The organism is Synechococcus sp. CS-1332, assembly GCF_025127995.1.
Taxonomy (GTDB): Bacteria; Cyanobacteriota; Cyanobacteriia; order PCC-6307; family Cyanobiaceae; genus Cyanobium.
This window is the reverse complement of sequence record NZ_JAHLYP010000042.1, coordinates 120,693-144,486: the sequence shown is the minus strand read 5'-3', so window position 1 is coordinate 144,486 and position 23,794 is coordinate 120,693. Positions and strand designations below refer to the sequence as shown.

Annotated in this window: 28 protein-coding genes; 15 read left to right on the top strand and 13 right to left on the bottom strand. The window is 68.5% G+C overall.

What is annotated here, in order from left to right; genetic code table 11:
- Window positions 1–6: 6 nt before the first annotated feature.
- A complete protein-coding gene (locus KQ305_RS10370; RefSeq protein ID WP_259725324.1) occupies window positions 7–501 on the top strand; it encodes a DUF2721 domain-containing protein in 495 nt (164 codons plus the stop codon).
- Window positions 502–578: 77 nt separating this feature from the next.
- Complete coding sequence (locus KQ305_RS10365; protein ID WP_259725323.1) at window positions 579–944, top strand: YraN family protein; 366 nt, start codon at window positions 579–581, stop codon at window positions 942–944.
- A 25-nt stretch (window positions 945–969) separates the two neighbouring features.
- Here the strand turns inward: KQ305_RS10365 and KQ305_RS10360 are convergent, their stop codons facing one another.
- Window positions 970–1,305: a hypothetical protein gene (locus KQ305_RS10360; RefSeq protein ID WP_259725322.1), complete on the bottom strand. Its 336-nt coding sequence runs from the start codon at window positions 1,303–1,305 to the stop codon at window positions 970–972.
- Between the two features lie 52 nt (window positions 1,306–1,357).
- Between KQ305_RS10360 and rsmA the strand changes: the two genes are divergently transcribed.
- Window positions 1,358–2,227, top strand: a complete 870-nt coding sequence (gene rsmA, locus KQ305_RS10355) for a 16S rRNA (adenine(1518)-N(6)/adenine(1519)-N(6))-dimethyltransferase RsmA (RefSeq protein WP_259725321.1) — start codon at window positions 1,358–1,360, stop codon at window positions 2,225–2,227.
- Here rsmA and KQ305_RS10350 read toward each other — a convergent pair.
- Both KQ305_RS10350 and KQ305_RS10345 read right to left on the bottom strand, forming a co-directional pair.
- The gene (locus tag KQ305_RS10350; protein WP_259725320.1) at window positions 2,188–3,378 is read right to left on the bottom strand and encodes a caspase family protein; all 1,191 of its coding nucleotides are present in this window, start codon (window positions 3,376–3,378) and stop codon (window positions 2,188–2,190) included. The genes rsmA and KQ305_RS10350 overlap by 40 nt on opposite strands.
- Entirely contained in the window at window positions 3,375–3,806 is a 432-nt protein-coding gene (locus KQ305_RS10345) for a hypothetical protein (RefSeq protein WP_259725319.1), read from the bottom strand. The genes KQ305_RS10350 and KQ305_RS10345 overlap by 4 nt, the downstream gene beginning before the upstream one ends.
- Before the next feature lie 199 nt (window positions 3,807–4,005).
- Here KQ305_RS10345 and ispE point away from each other — a divergent pair, with 199 nt between their 5' ends.
- The 6 genes from ispE to KQ305_RS10315 all read left to right on the top strand — a co-directional run bounded on the left by ispE (window position 4,006) and on the right by KQ305_RS10315 (window position 9,110).
- Window positions 4,006–4,956, top strand: a complete 951-nt coding sequence (ispE, locus tag KQ305_RS10340; protein WP_259725318.1) for a 4-(cytidine 5'-diphospho)-2-C-methyl-D-erythritol kinase — start codon at window positions 4,006–4,008, stop codon at window positions 4,954–4,956.
- Complete coding sequence (locus KQ305_RS10335; RefSeq protein ID WP_259725317.1) at window positions 4,953–5,255, top strand: DUF3082 domain-containing protein; 303 nt, start codon at window positions 4,953–4,955, stop codon at window positions 5,253–5,255. The genes ispE and KQ305_RS10335 overlap by 4 nt, the downstream gene beginning before the upstream one ends.
- Before the next feature lie 156 nt (window positions 5,256–5,411).
- Window positions 5,412–6,395 carry a pyruvate dehydrogenase complex E1 component subunit beta gene (locus KQ305_RS10330; RefSeq protein ID WP_259725316.1) on the top strand — a complete coding sequence of 328 codons (984 nt, stop codon included), beginning with the start codon at window positions 5,412–5,414 and terminating at the stop codon, window positions 6,393–6,395.
- 1 nt (window position 6,396) lies between these two features.
- Window positions 6,397–7,923 (top strand): protein translocase subunit SecD, encoded by a 1,527-nt coding sequence (gene secD / locus KQ305_RS10325; RefSeq protein WP_259725315.1) that lies wholly within the window; start codon window positions 6,397–6,399, stop codon window positions 7,921–7,923.
- A 9-nt stretch (window positions 7,924–7,932) separates the two neighbouring features.
- Window positions 7,933–8,886: a protein translocase subunit SecF gene (gene secF / locus KQ305_RS10320; protein ID WP_259725314.1), complete on the top strand. Its 954-nt coding sequence runs from the start codon at window positions 7,933–7,935 to the stop codon at window positions 8,884–8,886.
- A complete protein-coding gene (locus KQ305_RS10315; protein ID WP_259725313.1) occupies window positions 8,883–9,110 on the top strand; it encodes a hypothetical protein in 228 nt (75 codons plus the stop codon). The genes secF and KQ305_RS10315 overlap by 4 nt, the downstream gene beginning before the upstream one ends.
- A 28-nt stretch (window positions 9,111–9,138) precedes the next feature.
- Here the strand turns inward: KQ305_RS10315 and KQ305_RS10310 are convergent, their stop codons facing one another.
- Genes KQ305_RS10310 through psb28 form a run of 3 tightly spaced genes read right to left on the bottom strand, consistent with a single transcriptional unit; the run spans window position 9,139 to window position 11,587 of the window.
- Complete coding sequence (locus KQ305_RS10310) at window positions 9,139–10,146, bottom strand: AI-2E family transporter (protein ID WP_259725312.1); 1,008 nt, start codon at window positions 10,144–10,146, stop codon at window positions 9,139–9,141.
- Complete coding sequence (locus tag KQ305_RS10305; RefSeq protein ID WP_259725311.1) at window positions 10,143–11,216, bottom strand: AI-2E family transporter; 1,074 nt, start codon at window positions 11,214–11,216, stop codon at window positions 10,143–10,145. The genes KQ305_RS10310 and KQ305_RS10305 overlap by 4 nt, the downstream gene beginning before the upstream one ends.
- Entirely contained in the window at window positions 11,213–11,587 is a 375-nt protein-coding gene (gene psb28, locus KQ305_RS10300) for a photosystem II reaction center protein Psb28 (RefSeq protein WP_254990655.1), read from the bottom strand. The genes KQ305_RS10305 and psb28 overlap by 4 nt, the downstream gene beginning before the upstream one ends.
- 126 nt (window positions 11,588–11,713) lie before the next feature.
- Here psb28 and KQ305_RS10295 point away from each other — a divergent pair, with 126 nt between their 5' ends.
- The gene (locus tag KQ305_RS10295) at window positions 11,714–12,460 is read left to right on the top strand and encodes a GUN4 domain-containing protein (protein ID WP_259725310.1); all 747 of its coding nucleotides are present in this window, start codon (window positions 11,714–11,716) and stop codon (window positions 12,458–12,460) included.
- A gap of 32 nt (window positions 12,461–12,492) precedes the next feature.
- Window positions 12,493–12,918 (top strand): ATP-binding protein, encoded by a 426-nt coding sequence (locus KQ305_RS10290; protein WP_259725309.1) that lies wholly within the window; start codon window positions 12,493–12,495, stop codon window positions 12,916–12,918.
- Here KQ305_RS10290 and KQ305_RS10285 read toward each other — a convergent pair.
- Complete coding sequence (locus tag KQ305_RS10285; protein ID WP_259725308.1) at window positions 12,884–13,165, bottom strand: DUF6439 family protein; 282 nt, start codon at window positions 13,163–13,165, stop codon at window positions 12,884–12,886. The two genes, KQ305_RS10290 and KQ305_RS10285, sit on opposite strands and share 35 nt — an antisense overlap.
- A 119-nt stretch (window positions 13,166–13,284) precedes the next feature.
- Between KQ305_RS10285 and KQ305_RS10280 the strand changes: the two genes are divergently transcribed.
- Window positions 13,285–13,554 (top strand): hypothetical protein, encoded by a 270-nt coding sequence (locus KQ305_RS10280; RefSeq protein ID WP_259725307.1) that lies wholly within the window; start codon window positions 13,285–13,287, stop codon window positions 13,552–13,554.
- Between the two features lies 1 nt (window position 13,555).
- Here KQ305_RS10280 and KQ305_RS10275 read toward each other — a convergent pair whose 3' ends face one another.
- A complete protein-coding gene (locus tag KQ305_RS10275; RefSeq protein ID WP_259725306.1) occupies window positions 13,556–14,887 on the bottom strand; it encodes a glutamine synthetase family protein in 1,332 nt (443 codons plus the stop codon).
- A 163-nt stretch (window positions 14,888–15,050) separates the two neighbouring features.
- Here KQ305_RS10275 and KQ305_RS10270 point away from each other — a divergent pair, with 163 nt between their 5' ends.
- Both KQ305_RS10270 and KQ305_RS10265 read left to right on the top strand, forming a co-directional pair.
- Window positions 15,051–15,569: an allophycocyanin subunit beta gene (locus KQ305_RS10270; RefSeq protein ID WP_259725305.1), complete on the top strand. Its 519-nt coding sequence runs from the start codon at window positions 15,051–15,053 to the stop codon at window positions 15,567–15,569.
- A gap of 62 nt (window positions 15,570–15,631) precedes the next feature.
- Window positions 15,632–16,813 carry an alanine--glyoxylate aminotransferase family protein gene (locus KQ305_RS10265; protein WP_259725304.1) on the top strand — a complete coding sequence of 394 codons (1,182 nt, stop codon included), beginning with the start codon at window positions 15,632–15,634 and terminating at the stop codon, window positions 16,811–16,813.
- 1 nt (window position 16,814) lies between these two features.
- Here the strand turns inward: KQ305_RS10265 and KQ305_RS10260 are convergent, their stop codons facing one another.
- On the bottom strand, window positions 16,815–17,309 hold the full coding sequence (locus tag KQ305_RS10260) for a nucleoside deaminase (RefSeq protein ID WP_259725303.1): 495 nt from the start codon (window positions 17,307–17,309) through the stop codon (window positions 16,815–16,817).
- 65 nt (window positions 17,310–17,374) lie between these two features.
- Here KQ305_RS10260 and KQ305_RS10255 point away from each other — a divergent pair, with 65 nt between their 5' ends.
- Window positions 17,375–18,808 (top strand): aminotransferase class V-fold PLP-dependent enzyme, encoded by a 1,434-nt coding sequence (locus tag KQ305_RS10255; RefSeq protein ID WP_259725302.1) that lies wholly within the window; start codon window positions 17,375–17,377, stop codon window positions 18,806–18,808.
- Window positions 18,809–18,936: 128 nt separating this feature from the next.
- Here the strand turns inward: KQ305_RS10255 and KQ305_RS10250 are convergent, their stop codons facing one another.
- Genes KQ305_RS10250 through KQ305_RS10235 form a run of 4 tightly spaced genes read right to left on the bottom strand, consistent with a single transcriptional unit; the run spans window position 18,937 to window position 23,747 of the window.
- Entirely contained in the window at window positions 18,937–20,532 is a 1,596-nt protein-coding gene (locus tag KQ305_RS10250; protein WP_259725301.1) for a YcjF family protein, read from the bottom strand.
- Entirely contained in the window at window positions 20,529–22,721 is a 2,193-nt protein-coding gene (locus tag KQ305_RS10245; RefSeq protein ID WP_259725300.1) for a transglycosylase domain-containing protein, read from the bottom strand. The genes KQ305_RS10250 and KQ305_RS10245 overlap by 4 nt, the downstream gene beginning before the upstream one ends.
- Window positions 22,702–23,178 carry a signal peptidase II gene (gene lspA, locus KQ305_RS10240; protein ID WP_259725299.1) on the bottom strand — a complete coding sequence of 159 codons (477 nt, stop codon included), beginning with the start codon at window positions 23,176–23,178 and terminating at the stop codon, window positions 22,702–22,704. Before lspA ends, KQ305_RS10245 begins: the two co-directional genes overlap by 20 nt.
- Window positions 23,178–23,747, bottom strand: a complete 570-nt coding sequence (locus KQ305_RS10235) for a biotin transporter BioY (RefSeq protein WP_259725298.1) — start codon at window positions 23,745–23,747, stop codon at window positions 23,178–23,180. Before KQ305_RS10235 ends, lspA begins: the two co-directional genes overlap by 1 nt.
- Between the last annotated feature and the right edge of the window lie 47 nt (window positions 23,748–23,794).

Below are 23,794 nucleotides of genomic sequence, written 5' to 3'. Positions count from 1 at the left end.
AGCAGGATGCTCTGGAACGAACCGCTGTTGCTTTCGGTGGATGTGGGGGATGGGCGCTCCGTGGCCGGCCTCTCCAAGGCGATCCAGCTGTCGGTGGCGCCGGTGTTCCTGTTCACCGGCGTCACCGGCCTGCTGAGCCTGTTCAGCTCCCGACTGGCGCGGATCATCGATCGCACCCGTGTCATTCAGGAGGCCCTGGCCAAGAGCCGGGCGAAGGAGGAGGCCGATGGGGAGGACAGCGACCGGCTGGAGCAGGTGCTGGCGGTCCAACGGCGCCGGACCTTCCTGATCAACCGAGCGATTCTGGCGGTCACCGTCACCGCCCTGCTGGTGGCCGCCGTGGTGGCGGTGCTGTTCATCAGTGCCGTGGCGGCCCTGGACGTGACCGCCATCGTCGTGCCCCTGTTCGTGGCGGCCATGGGGGCCATGATCGTGGGCCTGCTCCTGTTCCTGGTGGAGGTGCAGCTGGCCATCCGTCAGAACCCCCGCCGGTACTACTGAGCGCCATCCGCCGCCGGGTCTGCCGCTCGCGGGCTTGACCACGGCAGGGAACTCTGCAGCAGCAGCTGCTTGCCGCCATGCCTCCCAGCCCCGCCCAGCGTCAGGGAGCCTGGGCGGAGCAGCGGGTGCTGCGGCTGTTGGGGCTCCAGGGCTGGCAGCTGTTGGAGCGCAACTGGCGCTGCCCTTGGGGGGAACTGGATCTGGTCCTGCACAAGCCGGGACGGCTGCTGCTGGTGGAGGTGAAGGGGCGCCGGCGTTCGGGTCTCGATGGCTCGGGCACCGCGGCGCTGCGCTGGCCGAAGCGCCAGCGCCTGGAGCGGGCCTGGAACTGCTGGCTGGCGGCCCATCCGTGTTGGGAGCGGACGCCGGTGGAGCAGGTGGCGGCCCTGGTGCCGCTGCCGCCCTCGCGGGCTCCAGTGCGCTGGATCCGGCTGGGCGACTGAGCGCTTCCGGGCAGGGAGCTCCGTCTCAGGGCTGGCTGGTGGCCGGAGCGGCTGGAGCTGGGCTGGCCGGAGCTGTTGTGTAGAAGACGGTGCAGCGGTATCGGGTGTTGTCCATGCCCACCTCCAGGTCTTCGCAGACCGTGCGAGTCACCGTGGCGCCTTTGGGCACCTGGCTCTTGGCTTGCTGGCGGGTGGCCTGACGGTCGAAGATTGATTCGGCGGTGACGCTGCCCGCGTGGGCGGGGCCCGCCAGCAGGGCAAGGCCGCCGGCCAGCAGGGCACCGGTGAGCAGGGGACGGGTCAACAGGGGACCAGTCAGCCGGAAACCATGGGCCATGGCGGAGGGGGAACGCTGCTCCATCTCTAGCCAGGCCCGACGGCCCTGCAATCTGGGGTGACCTGCCGGCGCCTCCATGACCTTCAGCGGCCACCGGGCCCGCAAGCGCTTCGGTCAGCACTGGCTCACCGATCCCCAGATCCTGGATCGCATCGTGGCGGCCGCCGATCTGGACGGCGCCGACCACGTCCTGGAGGTGGGCCCGGGGCGGGGCGCCCTGACCGAACGGCTGCTGGAGTCCCCGGCGGCGTCCCTGCTGGCGGTGGAGCTGGACCGGGACCTGGTGGTGGGCCTGCGGCAGCGGTTCGGCGACGACGGGCGCTTCAGCCTGATCGAGGGTGACGTACTCGAACTGGCCCTGCCCTGCCCCGAACGGCCCATTCCCACCAAGGTGGTCGCCAACATTCCCTACAACATCACCGGCCCGTTGCTGGAGGTGCTGGTGGGTCGCCTCGGCCGGCCGGCCCCCTGCCGCTTCGAGCGGCTGGTGCTGCTGGTGCAGCAGGAGGTGGGCCAGCGCATCCGGGCCCGGCCGGGCAGCAGCGCCTTCTCGGCCCTCAGCGTGCGGATGCAGTTGCTGGCCCGCTGCAGCAGCGTCTGCACGGTGCCGCCCCGCTGCTTCTCCCCGCCACCGAAGGTCACCTCGGAGGTGATCGTGATCGAGCCGGTGGCGGCGGCGGACCTGCCACCGCTGGACCAGGCCCTGGCGGTGGAGAGCCTGCTGCGGCGGTGCTTCGCTGGACGACGCAAGATGCTGCGCACCAGCCTGGCGGGCCTGCTGCCGGCGCCGGAACTGCTGGAGCTGGCTACCGCCGCCGGGGTGGACCTGCAGCAGCGGCCCCAGGAGCTGGGGCCCGAGCGTTGGATGGCACTGGCCCGCGCCCTGATGCATGCGCGCGGCGTCGATCAGGGGGAAGGGGAGCTGAACCAGACGCTGCAGCGATAGCGGGCATTGCCGGCGACGGAGATCGCAGTGCATCGGCTATCCGTCACCGTGGCGCCCGGTGGCACCTGATCCATCGCCAGCTGGAGGGCATCGCCACGATTGCGGATCGATTCGGTGCGGATCAGGATTGGCTTCCCCTGGCGCATGGAAGGCTGGGGCACGCTGAGCGAGGGCTCGGGCAGCGAGGGCATCGGCAGGTTCTCGATCCGACCTCCCCCTCCTGGAGCTGTCGCCTGGGGAAGAGGCGAGCTTGTGCGGAGGGGCGGTGCGCTCTCTCCAGAAGACCTGACGACGCGGAAAACGATGTCGCCTTCGTCCAGTCGAGGATCACGAATCTTTCCGTACTGGGGATTCTGCGTTGTGCTGTATGTGGCCATCTGCTGGGGCAGATACTCGCCAAGTTCAGAACCAGTGACGTATCCATCGCGGTTGATATCCGCCGCGCCATCGAGGCCTCGTATGAGCAGGGGGGTGAAGAGACTTGTGGCAGGGACCACCTCATTGACATCGCCGGCAGTAAGAAACTGTCTGACCGGTAGACGTATCTTTCGTTGTAGGTAGGTGGGTGCAGGAGAGGCTGAACGCACCTTGAAAATGGCTCCCGAGAAACAGCTGTCGAAGATGAAGAGTACGTGCTTGGCTTCCATCTGTTTTGCCCATGACATGATCTGCTCCATGCTGAGGGCAGATTTTGCAAACTCCAGATCACTGCTTGGGTGAGAGGCGGCTGGAGCATCCACTGGAACGAGATAGCCGAGGTCATTGTTGCGGGTCCAGCCATGACCAGCAAAGTAAATCACCAAACGATGGTCTGGATGATAGCCATATCGCTTCACAAAGTCTTCGATGGACTGCTTCAGTTTCTGTGAGCCTGGATTAGCAACAACATCAACCTGAAACCCTTGGCGATGAAGTGCTGCCGCGACATCAGCGGCTTCACGTTGAAGATTGTTGAGTTTCTTCCAAAAGGGATCTTTGTAATCGCCTGCCCAGATGATCAGAGCGTGGCTGCCCCCGTAGCGGAACATGGGCGTGCCCTTGGGGTCGGCAACCTGCAACCCTTCCTGAGCCGATGTGCTTGTGACGCAGCCCCACCCCAACCAAAGGGCCGACGCCAGCTGGACGAGGACCGGCAGGCGGTTGGTGGTCACCGCAGCAGGGGCGTGATCGCCTCAAGCAACTCCCCGGACGCGGGCTTTTCACTGGCACGAAAGATCCGCAGATCCTTCGCCTTCCCCTGATCGACGACGATCGTTCCCCCTGCCAGGCGTTTGTCGTTCTGGATTTCCAACCTGTCATCGGCTCCACGACGAACGACGATGCCGCCGTAGCGCACGTCCTTGTAGGCCATCATCAAGGTCTTCACCAGCAGATCGATGCTCACGAGGCCTACCAGGACGTAGATCAGGGCCGGTGACCGGACGTCGGGTTGGGATTTGCCCTCCTGCGTCACAGAGCCCTCGAAGTCCAGTTCCTTCTGGATGGCGATGGATTGACGCCCTGGAGCCCTCCAGAGGATGTCCACCGTTCGTCCAGACGTCGGGTCGGCCCCCAAGGCTGCCGGGATCTGCAGCAGCACACTCAGAAACAGCCCAACACCGAAGGTGGCTCGAAAGGGGTTTCCATGGCTGGCTTTCATCTCTGCACCCGATCGCTCCCACCATTCTGGTTGATCTGGCAGGACTCACGCCATGGGCGAAGGCCCCGCAAGCCTGCCGGGGGCTCCGCTTGAATCAGGCCTGCGCTACCCGTTGTTGCAGGGACGTCCGCCCAGCCCCATGCCCATACTGACCGTTTCGGCCCCCGCCAAGATCAACCTGCACCTCGAGGTGCTGGGGCTGCGGCCCGATGGCTACCACGAGCTGGCGATGGTCATGCAGAGCATCGACCTGGCCGACACCCTGGTGCTGCGCGTCAGCGCCGACGCCACGATCCGGCTGCGCTGCGACAACGCGGATCTACCCACCGACGGCACCAACCTGATCGTCAAGGCGGCGGAACTGCTGCGCTCCCGGGTCGGCCTGCCGGAACTGGGGGTGGAGATCACACTGCACAAGCGCATCCCCATCGGCGCCGGCCTGGCGGGCGGCTCAAGCGATGGCGCCGCTGCCCTGGTGGGTCTTGATGCCCTCTGGGGTCTGGGCCTGGGCACCGAGAGGCTCCATGGCCTGGCGGCCGAGCTGGGATCCGACATGCCCTTCTGCCTGGAGGGTGGCACCCAGCTCTGCTTCGGGCGCGGGGAGAGGCTGGAGCCCGTGTCGGCGGAGCGGCTGGTGGAGCGGGCGGTGCTGCTGCTCAAGCACCCCCAGGCCAGCGTGTCCACACCCTGGGCCTACGGCCGTTGCCGGGAGCTGCGCAGCGACTTCTACCTGCAGAGCGAAGAGGATTTCGAGCAGCGGCGCCAGGCCCTGCGCCAGGGCCCACTGCTGGCCGCCCTGGCCGGCGAGGGCCCACTGCCACCGATCCGTAATGACCTCCAGTCGGTGGTGACGCCGGAGGTGGAGAGCATCCGCTCTGGCCTCGAGCTGCTGCGCGGCGGCCCGGAGGCCCTGGCCGTGGCGATGAGCGGTTCCGGCCCGAGCCTGTATGCGCTCTACCCGGACCTGCCGGCGGCCGAGACGGCCCGGACCGCCCTGGCCGGACCGCTGGAGGCGCTGGGTTTTGCCTCCTGGTGCTGCCGTTGCGGCGGGTCCGGTGTCAGCCTGGTGACGGATGGATCCCCACCATGACGGACGAACAGCCCACCCCGCCGCCGCGCAAGGGGCCCCTCAGCTTCCTGTCCGGTGCCCTCACCAGTGGCCTGCTGGCCTGGCTGAGCCTGGGGGTGAGCCAGAGAGTGGTGGGCTGGTACGTGACCCATCCGCCGCACTTCGACTCGGCTTTCGCCCAGAGCATCGCCACGGCGATGAAGACCCTGATGGTGGGGATGTGCTTCCTGGCCACCTTCACCTTCGCCTTCATCGGCCTGGGGCTGTTTCTGGTGTTCATCCGCAGCCTGTTGCCGGCTCAAGCGGAGTCCCCTTCCTAGGCTGCTCCGGATGCCGTCTTTCGCTCCGATGACACCCCACGACCTGGGTCTGCTGGTGGTCCTGCTGCTGCCGGGCATGCTCCTGTCAGTCCTGCTGCTCAGCACCTTCGCCGCCGGCGGCTGAGATAGGTTGGCCGCGCAAAGGCCCCCCGCTCCGTGGCTGAAACTCTCCTGTTCAACGCCCTGCGCGAAGCCATCGACGAGGAGATGGCGCGCGATCCCCATGTCTGTGTCATGGGCGAGGACGTGGGCCATTACGGCGGTTCCTACAAGGTCACCAAGGACCTCTGTGAGAAGTACGGCGAACTGCGGGTGCTGGACACCCCCATCGCTGAGAACAGCTTCACCGGCATGGCCGTCGGCGCCGCCATGACCGGCCTGAGGCCGATCGTGGAGGGGATGAACATGGGCTTTCTGCTGCTCGCCTTCAACCAGATCTCCAACAACATGGGGATGCTGCGTTACACCAGCGGCGGCAACTACACGATCCCGGCCGTGGTGCGCGGGCCCGGGGGCGTTGGTCGTCAGCTCGGTGCCGAGCACAGCCAGCGCCTTGAGGCCTACTTCCACGCCGTTCCAGGCATCAAGATCGTCGCGGTGAGCACCCCCACCAACGCCAAGGGCCTGATGAAGGCCGCCATCCGCGACAACAACCCCGTGCTCTTCTTCGAGCATGTCTTGCTTTACAACCTGAGCGAAGACATCCCGGAAGGCGATTACATCTGTGCCCTCGACCAGGCCGAGGTGGTGCGCGAGGGCAAGGACGTCACGATCCTCACCTACTCGCGCATGCGCCACCACTGCCTCAAGGCGGTGGAGCAGCTGGAGCAGGAGGGTGTTGATGTGGAGCTGATCGATCTGGTCAGCCTCAAGCCCTTCGACATGGAGACCATCGCCCGCTCGATCCGCAAGACCCACAAGGTGGTGGTGGTGGAGGAGTGCATGAAAACGGGCGGCATCGGCGCCGAACTGATCGCCCTGATCACGGAGCACTGCTTCGACGATCTCGATGCCCGGCCCCTGCGGCTGTCGTCCCAGGACATCCCCACGCCCTACAACGGCAATCTGGAGAACCTCACCATCATTCAGCCGCACCAGATCGTCGCCGCGGCGCTCGATCTGAAGGCGGGCCGTCGCTGAGATGGGACGCCAACAGGGCTGGTTCGCCCTCATCCTTGCCCTCACCATCGCCTCCGGCGCCCTTCTCGCCAATTACGGTCTGCAGCTGGGTCTCGACCTGCGCGGCGGCAGCCAGCTCACCCTCCAGGTGATGCCCGCCGGCGCCATCACCCGGGTGGACAGCGAGCAGCTGGAGGCCGTCAAGGACGTGCTGGAACGGCGCATCAACGGACTCGGGGTGGCCGAATCCACCCTCCAGGCGGTGGGCAACGACCAGCTGGTGCTGCAGCTCCCGGGCGAGCAGGATCCCAGCCAGGCGGCCCGCGTCCTCGGCAGCACGGCCCTGCTCGAGTTCCGCGCCCAGAAGCCGGGCACCGAGGAGGAGATGCGCGGACTGCTGGCCCTCAAACGCCAGGCCGAGTCGGTGCTGCGCGCCAAGCGCCCCCCCTCTGTGAGCGAGGACCCCACGGCACCGCCACCGCCCGAGCCCCCGGCGTTATCTCCCCAGGACCTCTCCAAGGCGCTCACCTCCCTGGGGATTGAGGTGCCCACTGGCACCAGTGAGGTCGACCAGATCGAGCTGTTGCTCAGGGAAACCAACCGCCGGATCCTGAGCCTCTACGGGCCTCCGCTGATCACCGGCAAGGATCTCACCAGCGCCGGTCGCCAGCAGCAGGCCACCGGCTCCGGCTGGGAAGTGACCCTGGGCTTCAACCGCGAGGGTGGCGAGAAGTTTGCGTCTCTGACCCAATCCATCGCTGGTACCGGAAGGGTGCTCGGCATTGTCCTTGATGGACGCTCGATCAGCGAGGCCAGCGTGGGCGAGCAGTTCAAGGTGGCCGGCATCACCGGGGGATCCGCCTCGATCACCGGCAATTTCACAGCCGAGGAGGCCCGTGACCTGGAGGTGCAATTGCGGGGCGGATCCCTGCCCTTGCCGGTGAAGATCGTCGAGGTGCGCACCGTCGGTCCGTCCCTGGGGGCCGAGAACATCCGCTCCAGCCTGGTGGCGGGCCTGTCGGGCCTGGTGCTGGTGGCGGTGTTCATGGTGGCGGTGTACCGCCTGCCCGGAATTGTGGCGGTGGTGGCCCTGAGCCTGTACGCCCTGTTCAACCTGGCCATCTATGCCCTCATTCCCGTCACCCTGACGCTGCCGGGCATCGCCGGCTTCATCCTCTCGGTGGGGATGGCCGTGGATGCCAACGTGCTGATCTTCGAGCGCATCAAGGAAGAGCTGCGCGGTGGCAACACCTTGATCCGTTCGATCGACACGGGCTTCTCCCTGGCCCTGTCCTCGATCATCGATGGCCACGTCACCGGTCTGATCAGCTGCGCGGCCCTGTTTTTCCTCGGCACTGGCCTGGTCAAGGGCTTCGCCGTCACCCTGGCCATCGGCCTGGTGCTGAGTCTGTTCACGGCCCTGACCTGCACCCGCACCCTGCTGCGCCTGGTGATGAGCTACCCGGCCCTGCGGCGTCCCACCTACTTCCTGCCCTCCCGCCAGCTTCCCCCCGTTAAATCCGCCGCGCCCCAACCGGGTCTGGCCTGAATGACTGCCATGACCCCCGCCCCATCCCCCCGCTTCCGCATCAGCCGCCACCGGCGTCTGGCCTGGGTGGGCTCCTTATTGGCCTGCGGCCTGAGCCTCCTGGGTCTGGCGCTCTGCTGGTTGAACCCGTCGATCGGTGCGCCGCTGCGGCCCGGGCTTGATTTCACTGGTGGCACCCAGGTGCAGGTGGAGCGCGACTGTGCCCCCTGCAAGGCCATCACCGCCGCCGAGATCCGCCAGGGCCTCAGCAGTCTCGACCTGCCGTCCCCTGAAGGGGAGATCGCCCCCAGCCTGGGCAGCGCCTCTGTTCAGGTGCTCGACGGCGGCCGCTCCCTGCTCCTGCGCCTTCCTGCCCTTGAGGCCGACCAGAGCAAGGCCCTCGTCGATGGCCTTGCCGGCAAGTTCGGTCCGCTGCTCAAGAGCGGCACCTCGGTCAACACGATCGGCCCCACCCTCGGCTCCCGACTCCTGAGGGGCAGCCTCATCTCACTTCTGGTCAGCTTTGCCGGAATCGCCGTCTACATCTCGATCAACTACAGCGGCGTCTTCGCCTTCCTGGCCCTGCTGTGCCTGGCCCACGACGTGCTGATCACCTGCGGCCTGTTCGCCTGGCTGGGGCTGCTCCAGGGCATTGAAGTGGATTCCCTCTTCGCCGTTTCCCTGATCACCGTGGCCGGCTACTCCGTCACCGACACCGTGGTGGTCTACGACCGGATCCGCGAGCAGCGACGCACCCTGGGCGATCTTCCCCTGGTGGACCAGGTGGACGTGGCGGTGGATGCCACCCTCACCCGCTCGCTCTACACCTCCTTCACCACCCTGTTGCCCCTGGTGGCCCTGATCTTCTTCGGCGGCAGCACCCTGTTCTGGTTCGCCGTGGCGCTCACGGTGGGCATCGCCGTCGGCAGCTGGTCGAGCATCGGTGTGGCCCCCACCCTTCTGCCCGTGCTCTCGAAGCGATGAGGGGGACCGATGGCGTCGTCGTGGGGCCCAGGCGTGGTTGGCCCATGCTGCCGGTGGTGCTGCTGGTGTTGGCCCTGATCGATCTGCGGGTGGAGTTGATCCTGCTCTGGGATCACTTCACCCTGACCTCCTTCACCGCCGCGGTGCGCTCCCATCTGCTGGCCGTGGCCGTGCTGCTCAGTCAGCCGTCCCTCTGGCATCACTACCGCCGCTCCCGCGGCTGAGGCGATCAGGCCTGTTGGCCGGTTCTGCTCAGGTCAGATCCCAGCGGTCCATCACGTCCCGGACAAGCACCTCTTCGCAGGCCACCTGCAGCACCACCACCAGAGGCAGGGCCAGAAGGAGCCCGGGCAATCCCAGCAGGGCCCCCAGACTCAACTGGGCCATCAGGGCGACGGTGGGCAGCAGGTTGACGGTGCGGCTCAGCAGCAGGGGGGTGAGCAGGAACGCTTCGCCGTTCTGCAGCAGCAGCCTCAGCACCAGCACCTGAACCACTTTCGCCGGTGAGATCAGCAGGGCCACGGCCAGTGGCAGCAGGGTGGCGGCCGTGGGTCCAATGGTGGGCACGAAGGTGAGCAGACCACAGACCAGGCCGCTCAGCAGAGCAAGGGGCACCTGCAGCGCCGCCAGGCCCGCCCAGGTGGTGAGGAAGACCACGGTGCCGGAGATGGTCATGCCAGCCAGCCAGCCACCGAGGGCCTCGCGGCATTCCCCCAGCAGCTGTTCCATGCGCCGCCGGTAGAACAGTGGCGTCGCGGCAATCACCAGGCGTTGATGGCTGACTGGATCGAGCGCCATCAGGATCGCCAGCAGCAGCATCAGCAGCAGCTGAATCGTGCTGTTGGCGGCGCCACCCGCCACGCCGAGCAGCTGGCTTCCCAGGGGTTGGAGCCGGTCCCACAGGGTCCCATCGTCCAGCTGCCGTTCCAGATCGCGCAACAGGGGGGTCTTGGGCACCACGTCACCGAGCCGCTGGATCAACTCAGGGACCAACTGGCTGAACTGGCGGATCTGGTCGATCAGTTCCGGCAGCAGCAGATTGCCGAGGAGCCAGCCGATCACGAGCAGCGCCAGCAGCACCAGCGACAGGGCCGCCCACCGGTTCAGGCGGGTGAGCCGCCGCAGCAGGCTGGTGGGCACATCCAGTGCCACCGCCAGCACCACGGCGCCGAAGAGGATCAGCAGCACCCAGCGCAGCTCCCACAGCAGCAGGAACAGCGCCACCAGGCCGAGGGCCCCGAGCAGGGTGCGTGCCTTCATGTCTGTTGGCGCTCCCGCTTCCAGGGATCGAGGATGTCATGGATCAACACATCCCGCAGCAGCACCTGCAGGCACACCGCCAGGGGCAGGGCCAGCAGCAGGCCGAGCGGGCCGAACAGCAGGGTGAACAGGAGCTGGGCGGTGAGGGTCAGGCCCGGCAGCAGCTGCAGCTGATGGTGCATCACCGAGGGGGTGATGACATAGCTCTCGAGGTTCTGGATGATCACGTAAACCACCAGAACGGCCACGGCCTTCCAGGGGGCATCAAGGAGCGCCACCGACATCGGGAAAATCGTGCTGAGCGTCGGTCCCACGTTGGGGATGATGTTGAGCAGGCCGGCCAGCAGGGCATTGGCCGCCACCAGCTTCACGCCCAGCACGGACAGGCCGATGGCCGCCAGCAGACCCACGCAGACGGAGCTGATCAGCACCCCCACCATCCAGCTGCTCAGGGCGGTGCCGCAGGACACCAGCACCTGGCGCAGGCGCCGCCGGTAAAAGGAGGGCGCCAGCAGCAGCAGGGCCTCCCGGTAGCCGGTGGGCTGGGCGGCGACCATCAGGGAGACGGCCACCACGAACAGGGTCTGGAGCAGGCCGGCACCGAGGTTGCCGGCCACCCCCACCAGGCCGATCGCCCCACCGCCGAGGCGGCCCAGCAGGTCGGGGGGCAGGGTGGCCGGAATCGAGAGGGTGGATTTGAGCCAGTCGAGGCTGCCGTCCCTGCGGCCATACACCATCTGTGACGCCCCCTCAAGGGCGTGGCGCAACAGCTTCAACAACTCCGCCCAGGCCCGCGGCACTTGCTGCACGAGTTCGCGGAACTCGGCGATGAAGGGGGGGATCACGACCGTGGCGACGATCAGCACCAGCAGCGTCACCAGCAACAGGGCCAGCAGCAGGGCGATGGGCCTGGCCACACCGATCCGTTCCCGGATGGCGCCCACCAGGGTGCAGAGCGCCATGGCGAGCACCACGGCGGCGAACAGGAGGATCAGGGCGTCACGCAGGCTCCACAACAGAACGAGCGCCGCCATCAGGGCGATCAGGCCCAACCACTGGCCGAATTTCAAGCCTCCTCCTGGCCCTCCTCGGCCGGCTCGTCACCCTGGCCGGCAAACCCGAGGCCGTGGCCGTCGGCATAGCGCTGGGCGAAGCGCATGAAGCGCTCGAAATCGGCGGTGCTCTTCCAGGTGTAGGTGGCTTCCAGGGCGCTGGCCTTGCCGTTGACGAAGCGGGCCTTCACCTCCCGGGTCACCATCTCGCCCTCTTCATCGAGCATGAACATGCCGGTGATATCGCCCACGGCCTGGGGAGCCAGGGCCTCGGGCTCCTCGAACACGAAGGTGGCCTGGCCGGTGCGGCCATCCCGCGATCGGGTCAGGCGGATGTCGGGCACGACCGTCTCGTCCACACCGCGGAAGAACTGAATGGCGGCGGCCATGGCATTCTCTGAAAATGGGACTTTAGGCAGGGCCAGAACCCCCTCCCTGCTCACCATTCAGCCAGTGCCCATCGGCCCTGACATAGTGGTTTCCACCATGCTGCCTTTTCGGCTGGTCGTCTGCCCATGCTCTCCGGTCCTCCGGTTTCCAGCACCGTCGATGCCGAACAGCTGCTGGGTCGTTTCCTCGCTGGTTCGCTCCGTCAGCGCCGCAGCCTCCTGGGCCAGCTCGAGCAGGCTGGAACAGAGCTGCTGGATCTGATCCCGGACAGGCTCGACCAGCTCGACGCCACTGGCGACGACTGGGCCGCCGGCCATCTGATCCAGCTGCTGATGGCCTGCGGTGATGCGGCTCGGCAGGACGCCCTCCTGGCCCGCCATCCCGATGGCTGGCTCGCCGTCGCCAGCATCGCTGGCCTCGACTACGCGCCGTTGCAGCACCACCTGATGCGGCAGGCCTTCGAGGAGGCCGATCGTCTCACCAGCGAGCACCTGCGCCAGCTGGCCGGTGGGGCGGCCGTTCGCCGCGGCTACGTCTATTACAGCGAGGTGGCGGCCATGTCCGGCACCGACCTCACCAGCCTCGACCGTCTCTGGTGCTGTTACTCCCAGGGGCGCTTCGGCTTCTCGGTCCAGGCCCGGCTGCTGCAGGGGTGTCAGGGGCAATGGGATCGGCTCTGGCCCAGGCTCGGGTGGAAAAGTGAGGGCACCTGGACCCGCTATCCGGGAGCTTTCCAGTGGTCCCTCGAAGCGCCGGAGGGCCACATGCCGCTGGTCAATCAGCTGCGGGGTGTGCGGTTGATGGACGCGCTTCTGCAACATCCCGCCATCCAGGCCCGCCTGGGGGAGGCGCCGGCAGGGAGGGCGCGTTAGGTTCAAATCAGGCGAATGGGAATTCCTGCTTCATGCAGCTCCGCTGGGCCGACTACATCACCCCCTCCACCCTGCAGCTGGCTCCGCTGGTGGAGTTGCTTCTTGAACCCATCGGCTGCGCCCTCCGTCAGGCGGAGCTGCAGCTCGGTCTCCAGGAGGCCCTGGTCAATGCCGTGCGACACGGCAACGGCTGCGATCCGGGCAAGTGCCTGAGGGTGCGCCGGATCGTCACCCCTCGCTGGGTGGTCTGGCAGGTTCAGGACGAAGGCCCCGGGCTCCCGCCCCATGCCCGCCAGAATGTCCTGCCCTGCGAGCAGGATGCCCTTTCCGGTCGGGGCCTGTTCCTCATCCACCACTGCTTTGATGATGTCCGCTGGAGCAGCCGGGGCAACCGGCTGCAGCTGGCGGCACGGCGAGCGACGGTCAGCGGCCGTGGGCAGGACAGCCCGGATCGCTGATCTCGGCCCGCAGCCAGGCCTGGGCGTTCTCCAGCAGGGCGATGGCGCTCCGCCGACCCTCGCCAGTCGCGCTGGCGGCAGGCTCATCGGCGGCGAGGAGTTGCACCAGGGCCGCAGCCACCTGCTCGGCCGCCCGCCGGGAGCGCTGGTGCTTGAGGGCGTGCCAGTCCCGATCGCCAATGCTGAGCTGGCGGTGCAGCCGTTCGGCTAAGGGCAGGGCCTCGGCAGGCCACGATCGATTCGACACAACCGAAACGGTGGACGGGGAAGCTGTTTCGGCTGGATTGCTGCTGGCTTCCACTGGACGATCGGCCTGACGTGGATCCATCCTGTCGTTCCAGGTCTCGCCCTGTCGATCGCGCCACCATGAGCCGACTCCAGCGCCCCCGCCGCTCATCGTCACCGGGATTGCTGCACCAACTGGCGGCGGTGCTCAGCCTGGCCGGACGCCCGGGGGCCGTGGCTTCCACGGGCGTGACCCTGCGGCGGCGGCGGCAACGGTTGGAGCTGGCCCAACGGCTGCTGGATCCCCTCCCCGAAGCTTTGCTGCCGAGCACCCGGCACGGCGATCGCTTCTGGTCGGCGTTGCGTTGGGGCGGACTGGGGCTGCTGCTGGCCTGGCTGCTGCGGCCCTGATTCAGGCCATGGGGTCGCGGCTGAACTCGTGCGGATGGGGCCGATGCTCCAGGTCCTCCACCTCCTGGCGTTTCGAGGCGATCCAGTCCTCGACCAGTTCCCGACTGAAGACGCCACCGGCCAGCAGATAGCCGTGGTCGTCGGCCAGGGCGTCCAGGGATTGGCTCAGGTCGGCGGGCAGGGTGGCGCCACCGGATCCCGCTGAACGGGCGGCGGCGGACTCCTGATCACTCGGCGATCCGGGATCGCTCTGGCGCCGCACGCCATCGAGTCCGGCCATCAGCATGGCTGCAAAGGCCAGGTAGGGATTGGCCAGCCCATCCGCCTGACGCAGCACCAGCCGCCGCTTGGCGGGATCGCTGCCGCTGGCAGGAACGTCGACCACGGTGGACGGGTCATTCCTGGCGTAGGTGAGCCGGATCGGGGCCTCGGGGCCGCTCCTTAGCCGCCGGTAGCTGTTGGTCCCGGGGTTGGTGAATGCAGCCAGGGAGGGGCCGTGGCGCAGCAGCCCCCCCAGGTACCAGCGGGCGGTCTGGGACAGGTCGCCGTAGGTTCCCTCCCCGCAGAACAGGGGTTGCCCGGCCCTCCAGAGGCTCTGGTGCACCGCCAGGCCGGCGCAGGTGCGCTCCAGGGTGGGCCTCGGCAGGAGGGTGGCACGCCAGCCGTGGCGCTGTGCCACATGACGCACCACGTAGCGGCTGACCATCAGGGCATCCGCAGCCCGCAGCGGATCGCCGCTTCCCAGGGTCAGCTGCTGCAGGGGCCCCTGCGGCGCCGGTTGCTGCAGGTGGGCCCGCAGATCCAGGGCCGCCAGGGTGAGCAGAAGCTCGCTGCGGAGCTCTTCCGGTATCGCCGGGCCGAGGCTGACCCTGTAACCACAGCCCTGGCCATCGCCGTAGGCGTCCAGGTCCTTGAACAGAAAGAAGCCTTGTTCGGCTCCGAAGCGGGCACCATCCGCCAGTCCGCTGCTGGTCAGCTCGGCCAGGGCGCGGGCGGCGAGGGAGCGGGGGCAATGGCGGAATCCTGTCGAGGCCTCTGTGGGTGCCTCGAACGCCGCGATCAGGCTGAGGCTCCTCGGGGTGAGGAAGGGGTCGATCCAGGCGGTGCTGGGGTCCGGATGCAAGATCAGGCCGCTGGCGGCTGGCAGCGTCCGCCCCGGCTCCGCGCTGAGGCTGTCCAGGGGAAGGCCTCGACGAAACACCTCCTCGCCGAAGCGGTGCGCCTCAAAGCCGATCGCATGCCAGCGACCCTCCAGGTCACTCACCTTCAGGTCGATGCGCTCGATGCCGTCCTCCCCGAGGCGGCGCAGGATGTCCTGGGCGGAGGTGGCCATGGAGGGGGGCGGGTGGGAAGGCTGCCGCCACGATGCTGCCCCCTCGGCGGGCCGGTGGCCGCGTAACCGTTTCTGTCAGATTCCCCAGAACCAGCCGCAGCACAGGAATCTGGCGGATCGCGAGTGCTACCTTCCGCTGCAGGTGCGTCGATCCGTTTCGTCCATGCGAGATGCCATCACCGGTCTGATTGGTCGCTATGACCAGCTGGGCCGCTACTTCGATCGCTCCGCGATCGATCGGATTGATGCCTACTACGGCCAGGCGGAGTTGCGTCTCGCCGCTGTCGAACTGATCAACCGGGAAGCGGCCGTCATCGTGCGCGAGGCCGCCCAACGCCTCTGGCTTGAAGACCCCGAGCTGCTCCTCCCCGGCGGCAACGCCTACACCACCAGGCGCCTGTCGGCCTGCCTGCGCGACATGGATTACTTCCTGCGCTACGCCAGCTATGCCCTGGTGGCCGACGACTTCACCATCCTCAACGAGCGTGTTCTCAACGGCCTCGACGACACCTACAAGAGCCTGGGCGTTCCCACCGGACCGACCGTCCGCAGCATCGCCCTGCTCGGCGAGGTGATCGCCGAGATGCTGGCCGATGCCGGCCTGGTGAACACCGGTCTGGTGCGGGCCCCCTTCGAGCATCTCTGCCGCGGCCTCTCCTCCAGCAACGTCCGCGCTCGCTGAGGCGGCCATTCCCTAACCTCGTATCACTTCTGCCGCTCCGCCAGGTCTTGCCCCTTCTCCCAGTGCCTCCCTCCATCAGCAGCACCCACAGGCTCGCTCTGGACCCGATTGCCACCCCGGAGCGGCTGCTGCTGGGTCCTGGACCCTCCAACGCCCACCCCACGGTCCTGCAGGCCCTGGCCCGGATGCCGATCGGCCACCTGGATCCCCTGTACATCGACCTGATGGGGGAGGTGCAGGAGCTGCTGCGCTACGCCTGGCAGACCGACAACCGCCTCACCATCCCGATGAGCGGCACCGGCAGCGCCGCTATGGAAGCAACCCTGGCCAACACGATCGAGCCCGGCGACAAGGTGCTGGTGGCGGTGATGGGCTATTTCGGCCAGCGCCTGGTCGACATGGCCGGCCGCTACCGCGCCGAGGTGGTCAGCATCGAACGGCCTTGGGGGGAGGCCTTTGAGCTGGCCGAACTCGAAGCGGCCCTGATCGCCCACAAGCCCGCCATCCTGGCGATGGTGCATGCCGAAACCTCCACCGGCGTGTGTCAGCCGATGGAGGGGATCGGTGATCTCTGCCGGCAGCACGATTGCTTGCTGCTGCTCGACACGGTCACGTCCCTTGGGGCGGTGCCGCTGCACATCGATGCCTGGAAGGTGGATCTGGCCTACAGCTGCAGCCAGAAAGGCCTCAGCTGCCCCCCGGGCCTGGGCCCCTTCACCATGGGTCCGCGGGCCGAGGCCAAGCTGGCCGCCCGCTCCGGAAAGGTGCCCAACTGGTACCTGGATGTCTCTCTGCTCAACAAGTACTGGGGCAGCGATCGGGTCTATCACCACACCGCTCCGGTCAACATGAACTTCGGCATGCGCGAAGCCCTGCGGCTCCTGGCCGAAGAGGGACTCGAGGCCGCCTGGGCGCGCCACCGCAGCAATGCCGAGCGCCTCTGGGCCGGCCTGGAACAGCTGGGCCTGGAACTGCATGTCAGCGAGCCCCTGCGTCTGGCCACCCTCACCACCGTCCGCATCCCCGAGGGGGTCGATGGCAAGGCCTTCAGCCGCCACCTGCTTGATCGTTTTGGTATTGAGGTGGGCGGTGGGCTCGGGGATCTGGCCGGAAAGGTGTGGCGCATCGGCCTGATGGGTTACAACAGCACGCCGGAGAATGTCGACCGACTGCTCGACATTTTTGCCAGCGAACTGCCCGCCTTCCGTCCTTCGCCTGCGCCCGTGGCCGCCGCGATCGCCTGAGTCAGGCCTGCTTTAGGCCGTCAACCTGGCGGGCCAGGCGCCGGAGTCGGAACCAATTCTCCAGTTGCTGCGCGGCCCGCTCGCCGCGCACCCCGCCTTTCACCACCATGTGGTGGTGGGCACTGGGGTGGCTGGCGAGGTCCAGGCTGCCGCCGAGGGCGCCGCGTTTGGGATCAGCGGCGGCGTAGATCACCGTGCCCACCCGCGCCTGGATCAGGGCACCGGCGCACATGGGACAGGGCTCAAGGGTCACCAGCAAGGTGCAGCCGTTGAAGCGCCAGTCGCCCCGTGTCGCTGCGGCCCGGCGCAGGGCCAGCAGTTCGGCGTGCCCCAGGGGGTCTGCCCGGAGATGGCGGCGATTGCTTCCCCAGCCCACGCAGCGTCCAGCCTCATCCAGCAAGGCGGCCGCCACGGGCACCTCCCCCCGGGTCCCGGCCGCCTCGGAGAGCCGCAGGAGCCGGTCCATCCACAGCAGGCTGTTGGCGTCACTCACCATCCCCTGCTTCTAGCCATCCCTCCGCCCGGGCACCCGGCAGAATGCCGAGACCCCCACAGTCGCCGTTGGCCAGCGTCCCCCCCGCCCACCGGCCAGCGCCGCCCCCCCAGGAGTTCGGCTCCTTCCCGGACCCCTTTCAGGTGGACCCGGCCCTGGAGGACCTCCTGCAGCAGGCGTCCGGACTCCTTTGTCGCTGGCTGGGCCAGGCCGGCCATGGCACTCCCCTTCCGGGCTTGAGCGTGCTGCCGGCGGTGGAACCGGAGGCGGCAGGGCTCGGCAGCGAAAGGCTGCTGGCCGATCTGCAACTGGTGATGGAAGGGGCCTACAACCCCAATCACCCCGGCGCCCTGGCCCACCTCGATCCGCCGCCCCTGTCGGCTTCGATCGTGGCCGACCTGATCTGCGCCGGCCTGAACAACAACCTGCTGGCTGAAGAGCTCTCGCCCAGCCTCAGTCGCCTGGAGCGGGCCCTTTGCGCCTGGATGGCCAGTCGGCTTGGCCTGCCCGACGGTGCCGGGGGCGTGGCCGCCAGCGGCGGCAGCCTCAGCAACCTGATGGCTCTGGTCACTGCCCGCCATCGCCGTGGTCTGGCCTGCCGGGGTGAGGCGGTGGTGCTGTGCAGCGAAGAGGCCCACGTCTCGCTGATCAAGGCCACCGCCGTGATGGGTCTGCCGGCCGAGGCCCTGGTGCAACTCCCCGTCACCGCGACCGGCAGCCTGGAGCCGCAGGCCCTCGAGGAGCGGCTGGCGCAGCTCGACCGGGCCGGTACCCCCGTGATTGCCGTGGTGGCCACCTCCGGCACGACCGTGCGCGGTGCCCTCGATCCCCTGGAGCCCATTGCGGCGCTGTGCCGCCACTACGGCCACTGGCTGCACGTGGACGGGGCCATTGGCGCCATCTTCGCCTTCAGCGAGCGGTTCCGTTCCCGGCTCGCCGGCCTGGCTCTGGCCGATTCGATCACGGTCAATCCCCAGAAGCTGCTCGGCATCACCAAGACCTCCTCCCTGCTGCTGCTGGCGGATCCGCGCCACCTGCAGCGGGCCTTCGGCACCGGACTGCCCTATATGGAGCCCAGCTGGGGCGGCGGCCACCAGGGGGAGGCGGGGCTGCAGGGCACCAGGCCAGGAGAGATCCTCAAGCTCTGGCTGGGTCTGCGGCAGCTCGGCCTCGACGGCGTGGCCGCCCTCATCGACGCCGCTGTCCAGCGCCGCACGGACCTGGAGCAGCGGCTGCGGGCCATCGGTGGCCTGACCCTCTGCAGCGGCCCCCTGCACCTGCTGGCCTTCCGGCCCGATGGCTGCGAAGGGGCCGCGGCGGAGCGCTGGAGCGCCGCCACCCGGGCGGCCCTGCTGGCTGAGCAGCTGATGCTGTCGCGGCCGGTCTATCGGGGTCACCACCATCTCAAGGCGGTGCTGGGCAACCCTCACACGCTCCCTGACCACCTGGAACGGCTGAGCCTGGTGGTGCAGCAAAGCCTGGCGGAGGCCGCCCATGGCTGAACCAGTGGTTGAACCGATGCCGGATCCAATCCCACCGCAGCCCCCCGGGAAGGATTCCCGCGGCAAGTGGGTGGCGATCCTCACCGGGGCCCTATCGATTCTGATCGGGGTGGCCTATCTGGTGCTGATCACGGTGCTGGATTCCCGCGGTCCCCTTCAGCCGCCCCCCCCCGAGGCCCTGGGCGAGGCGGCAGCCGCCGTCTCTGGCGTTGCTGCAGAGGCTCCACCACCCGGTTGAGGGCGGTTTCCAGGAAGCTGCGCAGCATGCCCTCCCGCTTGTTCAGGTCGTATTCGCGCTGCAGCACCTCCTGCAACCCCCCATCGCCCCAGTCCTGGTTCTGGCGGAAGTAGGTGATGAAGCTGCGCCCCGCCACCCGGGTCAGCCAGGCCGCGCTGACCGCCTGAATGGCCCGGCTGACCACCAAGGCAGGGAGATTGAGGCTGAGGGCCGAGGTGATCAGACCCACCCCTCCCTTGACCAGCCCCAGCCCCGCCAGGGTCCGGCCCACCGAAAGGGCCAGATCCTGGGCCGTGTCGCGGCTGAGGCTGACGCCGTAGACGCGGCCGATCTCGACCACCATCTGGGCGTTGACCGCCGCGGTGGCGAGCAGGTCGATTCCCGGCAGCGGGGTCACCATCACGACCCCCGCGCCGATCCACATGTACCGGTCGACGATGGTGCCGGCATCGCTGTGCCGTTGCCGGTCCAGCAGGTCCTGGCTGGCCTGGCTGAGACGGCGGCACTGGAGCAGCAGGTTGTCGGCGATCAGCTCCTCCCCATCGGCATGCAGAACGCTGGCGACACGGCGCAGCAGGGCTTCCACCTCCGGCGCCGGTTGCAGGGGCCGGCCTCCGGGCATCGGCACGCTCTGGGGAGCCGCGCTGGCGGGGATCACATCCTCGGGGGCGAGGCGCCCGGCGCAGCGTTGCCGCAGCAGCGCCAGCAGGCGACGCTCCTCCTCTTCGCCGCGCAGGTCGCACTTGTTGAGCACCAGCAGCAGCCGCTTGCCCAGCCCCGCCAGGGCCTCGAACACCTCCAGTTCACTGGCGCGCAGGTCCCCATCCAGCACCAGCAGCAGCAGGTCGGCCCGGGCCGCCAGTCCCCGGGCCAGCCGCTCCCGCTCCCGACCCTCGCGGCCCGCTTCGAGGATGCCTGGGGTGTCTTCCAGGACCACGGCGCGGGGCAGATCCCGCAGCCGCAGCCGGTAGCGGGTGGCGCTGGTGGTCGACCCCATGGGGGCGCCCACGTCCCCCACCACCTCCTGCAGCAGGGCACGGATCAGCGAGGTCTTCCCCGCCGAGCCGGTGCCGAACACGACAATCACCAGGTCGCCCCGTTCCAGTTCCGCCTCCATCCGCTGGCGTTCCTGATGCAGGGCTTCCCGCTCCACCGCGTGGCGCACCTTCTCAAGGGTGCGGTCGACGGCGCCCAGGTTCCGTTGGGCCGCTTCACGGCGGCTGGAGGGCACGGACGCCGTGGGAGTCTTGCCTGCACCCGAAGGGCCAGGCCTGCGCAGTCGCTGCAACCAGGGCCAGCCGACCTGCGCCAGGGCCAGCAGCAACGCCACCAGCACGACCAACATCAGCGGCCCCACCATCCAGTAGGGAAGCCAGGTGCTCAGGGTCCACTGCAGCTGCTGAACCGCCTGCAGCACCATCCCCAGCACCACCAGCGCCAGCAGACCCAGAAGGATCCAGATCCAGAGGCGTTGGGGCAGCTTCATGACCCCGGCGGGGCGGAGCGCACGATCTCGCCGAACAGGGAGGCCGCCAGGGCGCTGCTGGCGGCGGTGGGACTGTTGTCATCGTTGCCCAGCCAGATGCCGATCACCCACTGGCGCCTGGGCGCGTAGCCCACGAAAAGCAGATCCCGGCCCTCGTTCGTGGTGCCGGTCTTGCCCCAGCTGCCGACGCCCACGTAGGCGGCGCTGCCGGTGCCGCCGCTGACCACCGCCTCCAGGAGGATCCGCATCGCCTTGGCGGTGGCGGGACTCATCACCCGGCGGCCGGGGCTGGTGACGGCCCTGGAGCTGCCGGCGGAGGCCCGGCAATCGGCCCCTCCCCGCTGTCCCGCCGCCTGGGAGGCGGCGCAGGCTTCGGCATCGGTGAGCCGCCGGATCGTAGTGGGCGCCCGCCAGAGACCATCGGCGGCGACGGTGGCATAGGCCGCCGTGAGCTCCAGCAGAGTCACCTCGCTCTGGCCGAGGGCCAGACCCGGCACCGGGGCCAGGGGGCTGGTGAAGCCCAGATCCCGGCCCTTGCTGACGATGGCGTCGAGGCCATCCTTGCGGGCCAGGCGCAGGGCGGCGGTGTTGCTGCTGATCGCCAGGGCCTGGCGCAGGCTGAGGCTGCCGCCACAGCCGCTGCTGAAGCTCTGGCCGCCCCACTCCAGCGGCCCGCAGGCGATCCGGTCGCCGGGCCGGGCGCCGCGCTCCAGGGCCACCACATACGGGACGAGCTTGAAGGTGCTGCCGGGCTGGCGCAGGGCCATCGAGGCCCGGTTGAACTGGCTCTGCCGGTAGTCGCGCCCGCCGGCGATGGCGCGGATCCCCCCCGTGCGGCTGTCGATCACCACCACCGCCCCCTGGCTGACACCCAGCGTTCGGCTGGCATCGATGCGCTGCCGCAGCACCACCTCGACCCGCTCCTGCAGCAGGGGGTCGAGGTGGGTGTCGATCAGGAAGTTGCCTTCGGCGGCCACCTCCTTGCCCACCAGGTTCTCCAGGTCGCGGCGCACCTGGTCGGTGTAGAAGGGGGCCCCCCGTTGCTGGGCGGAGCGGCAGGCGTCCGCGGCCAGCCGGATCGGTTGGCGCCGGGCACGCCGCGCCTGATCCGCGCTGATCCGGTTGGAGGCGGCCATCTTGTCGAGCACCTGGTTGCGGGACGCCAGGGCCGCCGTGGGATCGATGCAGGGGTCGTAGCCATTCGGGGAGGGCAGCAGGCCCACCAGCAGGGCAGCCTCCTCCAGCTTCAGTGCCGCCGCCGGCCGGCCGAAGAAGCGCCGGGAGGCATCCTCGAACCCCCAGACGGCGCCGAGATACACCCGGTTGAGGTAGCTCAGCAGCAACTCTTGCTTGCTGAAGCGCGCCTCCAGCTGCAGGGCCACCAGCAGCTCGCGCCACTTGCGCCCCAGGGTCTCCCCCTGGCCCACCTGCTCCGGGTAGAGGCTGCGGGCCATCTGCTGGGTCAGGGTGCTGCCGCCCTCCAGCACCCGGCCGCCGAGCAGGTTGGTGAGCAGGGCACGGGACGTGCCGATCGGATCGACGCCGGGATGCCACCAGAAACGGTTGTCCTCACTGGCCAGCAGCGCATCGATCAGGACGGCGGGATAGGCGTCCAGGTCGGGAAGTTCGCGGCGCTTGCGATCGGCCACGGACGCCACCGGCCGATTACTGCGGTCGTAGAGGAGCAGCGGGCCCCGCACCGTCGCCAGGCTGCCCCGGGTGGGCACCTGCAGCAGGGACACGGCCAGCAGCAGGGTGCCGGCAGCGCCCAGCGCCACCGCGGCACGAGCACTCCAGCGCCCGAGCCAGGCCCGGCGCAGACCCCCCTCAGGCGCGAAGACAAGAGTGGGTAGATCCTCCTGATCGGGAGGGCCGAAGCGCACCTGATCCCCCCGGCGCAGCACCAGCTCGCGAACCCGGCGGCCCTGCCACCAGAGTCCGTTGGTGGAGCCAGCGTCGCTCAACAGCCAGTGGCCGCCATGGTTTTCGAGCAGAGCATGGTGGCGGCTCACGGCCGTGTGGTCGACAACGATGCTGTTGTCGGTGGCGCGGCCGATCCGGTAGAGGCTGCCGTGTAGGGGTTGGCTCAGGTCCGGCAGGCCGGGGCGCAGCACCCTGAGCTGGGGACCTGTGCTGGGGGAGCGGGGCCTCAGCCTCCGCTCCAGTCCCTCAAGGATGGCGGTCGGCATGGGGTCGCAGCAGATCAATGAGGAAGCACGCCACGGCCAGGTTGATGGCCACGTCGGCGAGGTTGAAGATCGGGAAGTGAATCGGGACGAACTCCAGGAAGTCCACCACCGCGCCGTAGCGCCAGCGGTCGATGCCGTTGCCCAGCGCCCCTCCCAGCAGCAGTCCCAGGGCCAGGCCGTTCCAGAGGCCGGCAGGAGGGCGCCACAGGATCCAGACCAGCAGGCCGAGGCTCACCAGGGCGCTCACCAGACCCAGCTGGTTCGAGGCCCCCGTGAACAGGCTGAACGCGGCCCCGGTGTTGCTCACCTTCTGCAGCTGCAGCAGGCCAGGAAGCAGCGGCCGGATGCTGCCGCTGGGCAGGTGGTTGAGGGCCCAGCCCTTGCTCACCTGATCCAGCAGCAGGGTGAGGCCCGCCAGCAGCAGCGTCCCCAGCCGCTGGCGGATCGGTCGTGCCATCACGAGGGCACCAGGAGCAGCCGGCGCACCAACCAGCCCAGAACCCCGGCAGCGCAGCACAGCAGCAACTGGGGCAACAGGGCCAGGCTGTAGCCCACCACCAGGGTCAGGGTGTCACCCCCCCAGCGGCCGGCCAGGCTGCCCAGCAAAAGGTTCGTCAGGCCACAGAGGTGCAGCAGCACCAGTCCGATGGCGGCGGCCCCTGCGAGGGCGAGGGGATCGTCCATGCCCGGCTGGCGTGACAGTTTTCCGGTGATCCAGGCGGCCGGCAGGAAACCCGCCAGGTAGCCGAAGCCCGGATCGAGCAGGTAGCCGATGCCTCCGCCCTCATGGAAGACCGGCAACTGGAACAGACCGACACTGAGATAGGCCACGGCGGCCAGGGTGGCACTGCGGGGCCCGCAGACCAGGGCGGTCAGCAGCAGGGCCGGCACCTGCAGGGTGATGCCGAGCGGGCGTACACCCCAGCCAGCGGCCTCGTGGACCGGAAAGGCCGCCGGTACCAGACCGCCGACAAGGATGAGAAGCAGGCCGGCGATCGCTCCGCTCCAGGTGGCAAGGGCTCGCAATGAACCGTTCGTGACTGGCGCCCATCCTGCTCCAGCTAGGTTCGGCT

Excerpts from the sequence above, each read along its gene's own strand:
- KQ305_RS10315 (WP_259725313.1), top strand. The coding sequence starts at position 8,883 with ATGAGGGGGACCGATGGCGTCGTCGTGGGGCCCAGGCGTGGTTGGCCC.
- KQ305_RS10245 (WP_259725300.1), bottom strand. The coding sequence starts at position 22,721 with ATGCCGACCGCCATCCTTGAGGGACTGGAGCGGAGGCTGAGGCCCCGC.
- rsmA (WP_259725321.1), top strand. The coding sequence starts at position 1,358 with ATGACCTTCAGCGGCCACCGGGCCCGCAAGCGCTTCGGTCAGCACTGG.
- KQ305_RS10370 (WP_259725324.1), top strand. The coding sequence starts at position 7 with ATGCTCTGGAACGAACCGCTGTTGCTTTCGGTGGATGTGGGGGATGGG.
- KQ305_RS10335 (WP_259725317.1), top strand. The coding sequence starts at position 4,953 with ATGACGGACGAACAGCCCACCCCGCCGCCGCGCAAGGGGCCCCTCAGC.
- ispE (WP_259725318.1), top strand. The coding sequence starts at position 4,006 with ATGCCCATACTGACCGTTTCGGCCCCCGCCAAGATCAACCTGCACCTC.
- lspA (WP_259725299.1), bottom strand. The coding sequence starts at position 23,178 with ATGGCACGACCGATCCGCCAGCGGCTGGGGACGCTGCTGCTGGCGGGC.
- KQ305_RS10295 (WP_259725310.1), top strand. The coding sequence starts at position 11,714 with ATGCTCTCCGGTCCTCCGGTTTCCAGCACCGTCGATGCCGAACAGCTG.
- KQ305_RS10310 (WP_259725312.1), bottom strand. The coding sequence starts at position 10,146 with ATGAAGGCACGCACCCTGCTCGGGGCCCTCGGCCTGGTGGCGCTGTTC.
- KQ305_RS10270 (WP_259725305.1), top strand. The coding sequence starts at position 15,051 with ATGCGAGATGCCATCACCGGTCTGATTGGTCGCTATGACCAGCTGGGC.
- KQ305_RS10290 (WP_259725309.1), top strand. The coding sequence starts at position 12,493 with ATGCAGCTCCGCTGGGCCGACTACATCACCCCCTCCACCCTGCAGCTG.
- KQ305_RS10360 (WP_259725322.1), bottom strand. The coding sequence starts at position 1,305 with ATGGAGCAGCGTTCCCCCTCCGCCATGGCCCATGGTTTCCGGCTGACT.
- KQ305_RS10280 (WP_259725307.1), top strand. The coding sequence starts at position 13,285 with ATGAGCCGACTCCAGCGCCCCCGCCGCTCATCGTCACCGGGATTGCTG.
- KQ305_RS10275 (WP_259725306.1), bottom strand. The coding sequence starts at position 14,887 with ATGGCCACCTCCGCCCAGGACATCCTGCGCCGCCTCGGGGAGGACGGC.
- KQ305_RS10365 (WP_259725323.1), top strand. The coding sequence starts at position 579 with ATGCCTCCCAGCCCCGCCCAGCGTCAGGGAGCCTGGGCGGAGCAGCGG.
- secF (WP_259725314.1), top strand. The coding sequence starts at position 7,933 with ATGACCCCCGCCCCATCCCCCCGCTTCCGCATCAGCCGCCACCGGCGT.
- secD (WP_259725315.1), top strand. The coding sequence starts at position 6,397 with ATGGGACGCCAACAGGGCTGGTTCGCCCTCATCCTTGCCCTCACCATC.
- KQ305_RS10250 (WP_259725301.1), bottom strand. The coding sequence starts at position 20,532 with ATGAAGCTGCCCCAACGCCTCTGGATCTGGATCCTTCTGGGTCTGCTG.
- psb28 (WP_254990655.1), bottom strand. The coding sequence starts at position 11,587 with ATGGCCGCCGCCATTCAGTTCTTCCGCGGTGTGGACGAGACGGTCGTG.
- KQ305_RS10260 (WP_259725303.1), bottom strand. The coding sequence starts at position 17,309 with ATGGTGAGTGACGCCAACAGCCTGCTGTGGATGGACCGGCTCCTGCGG.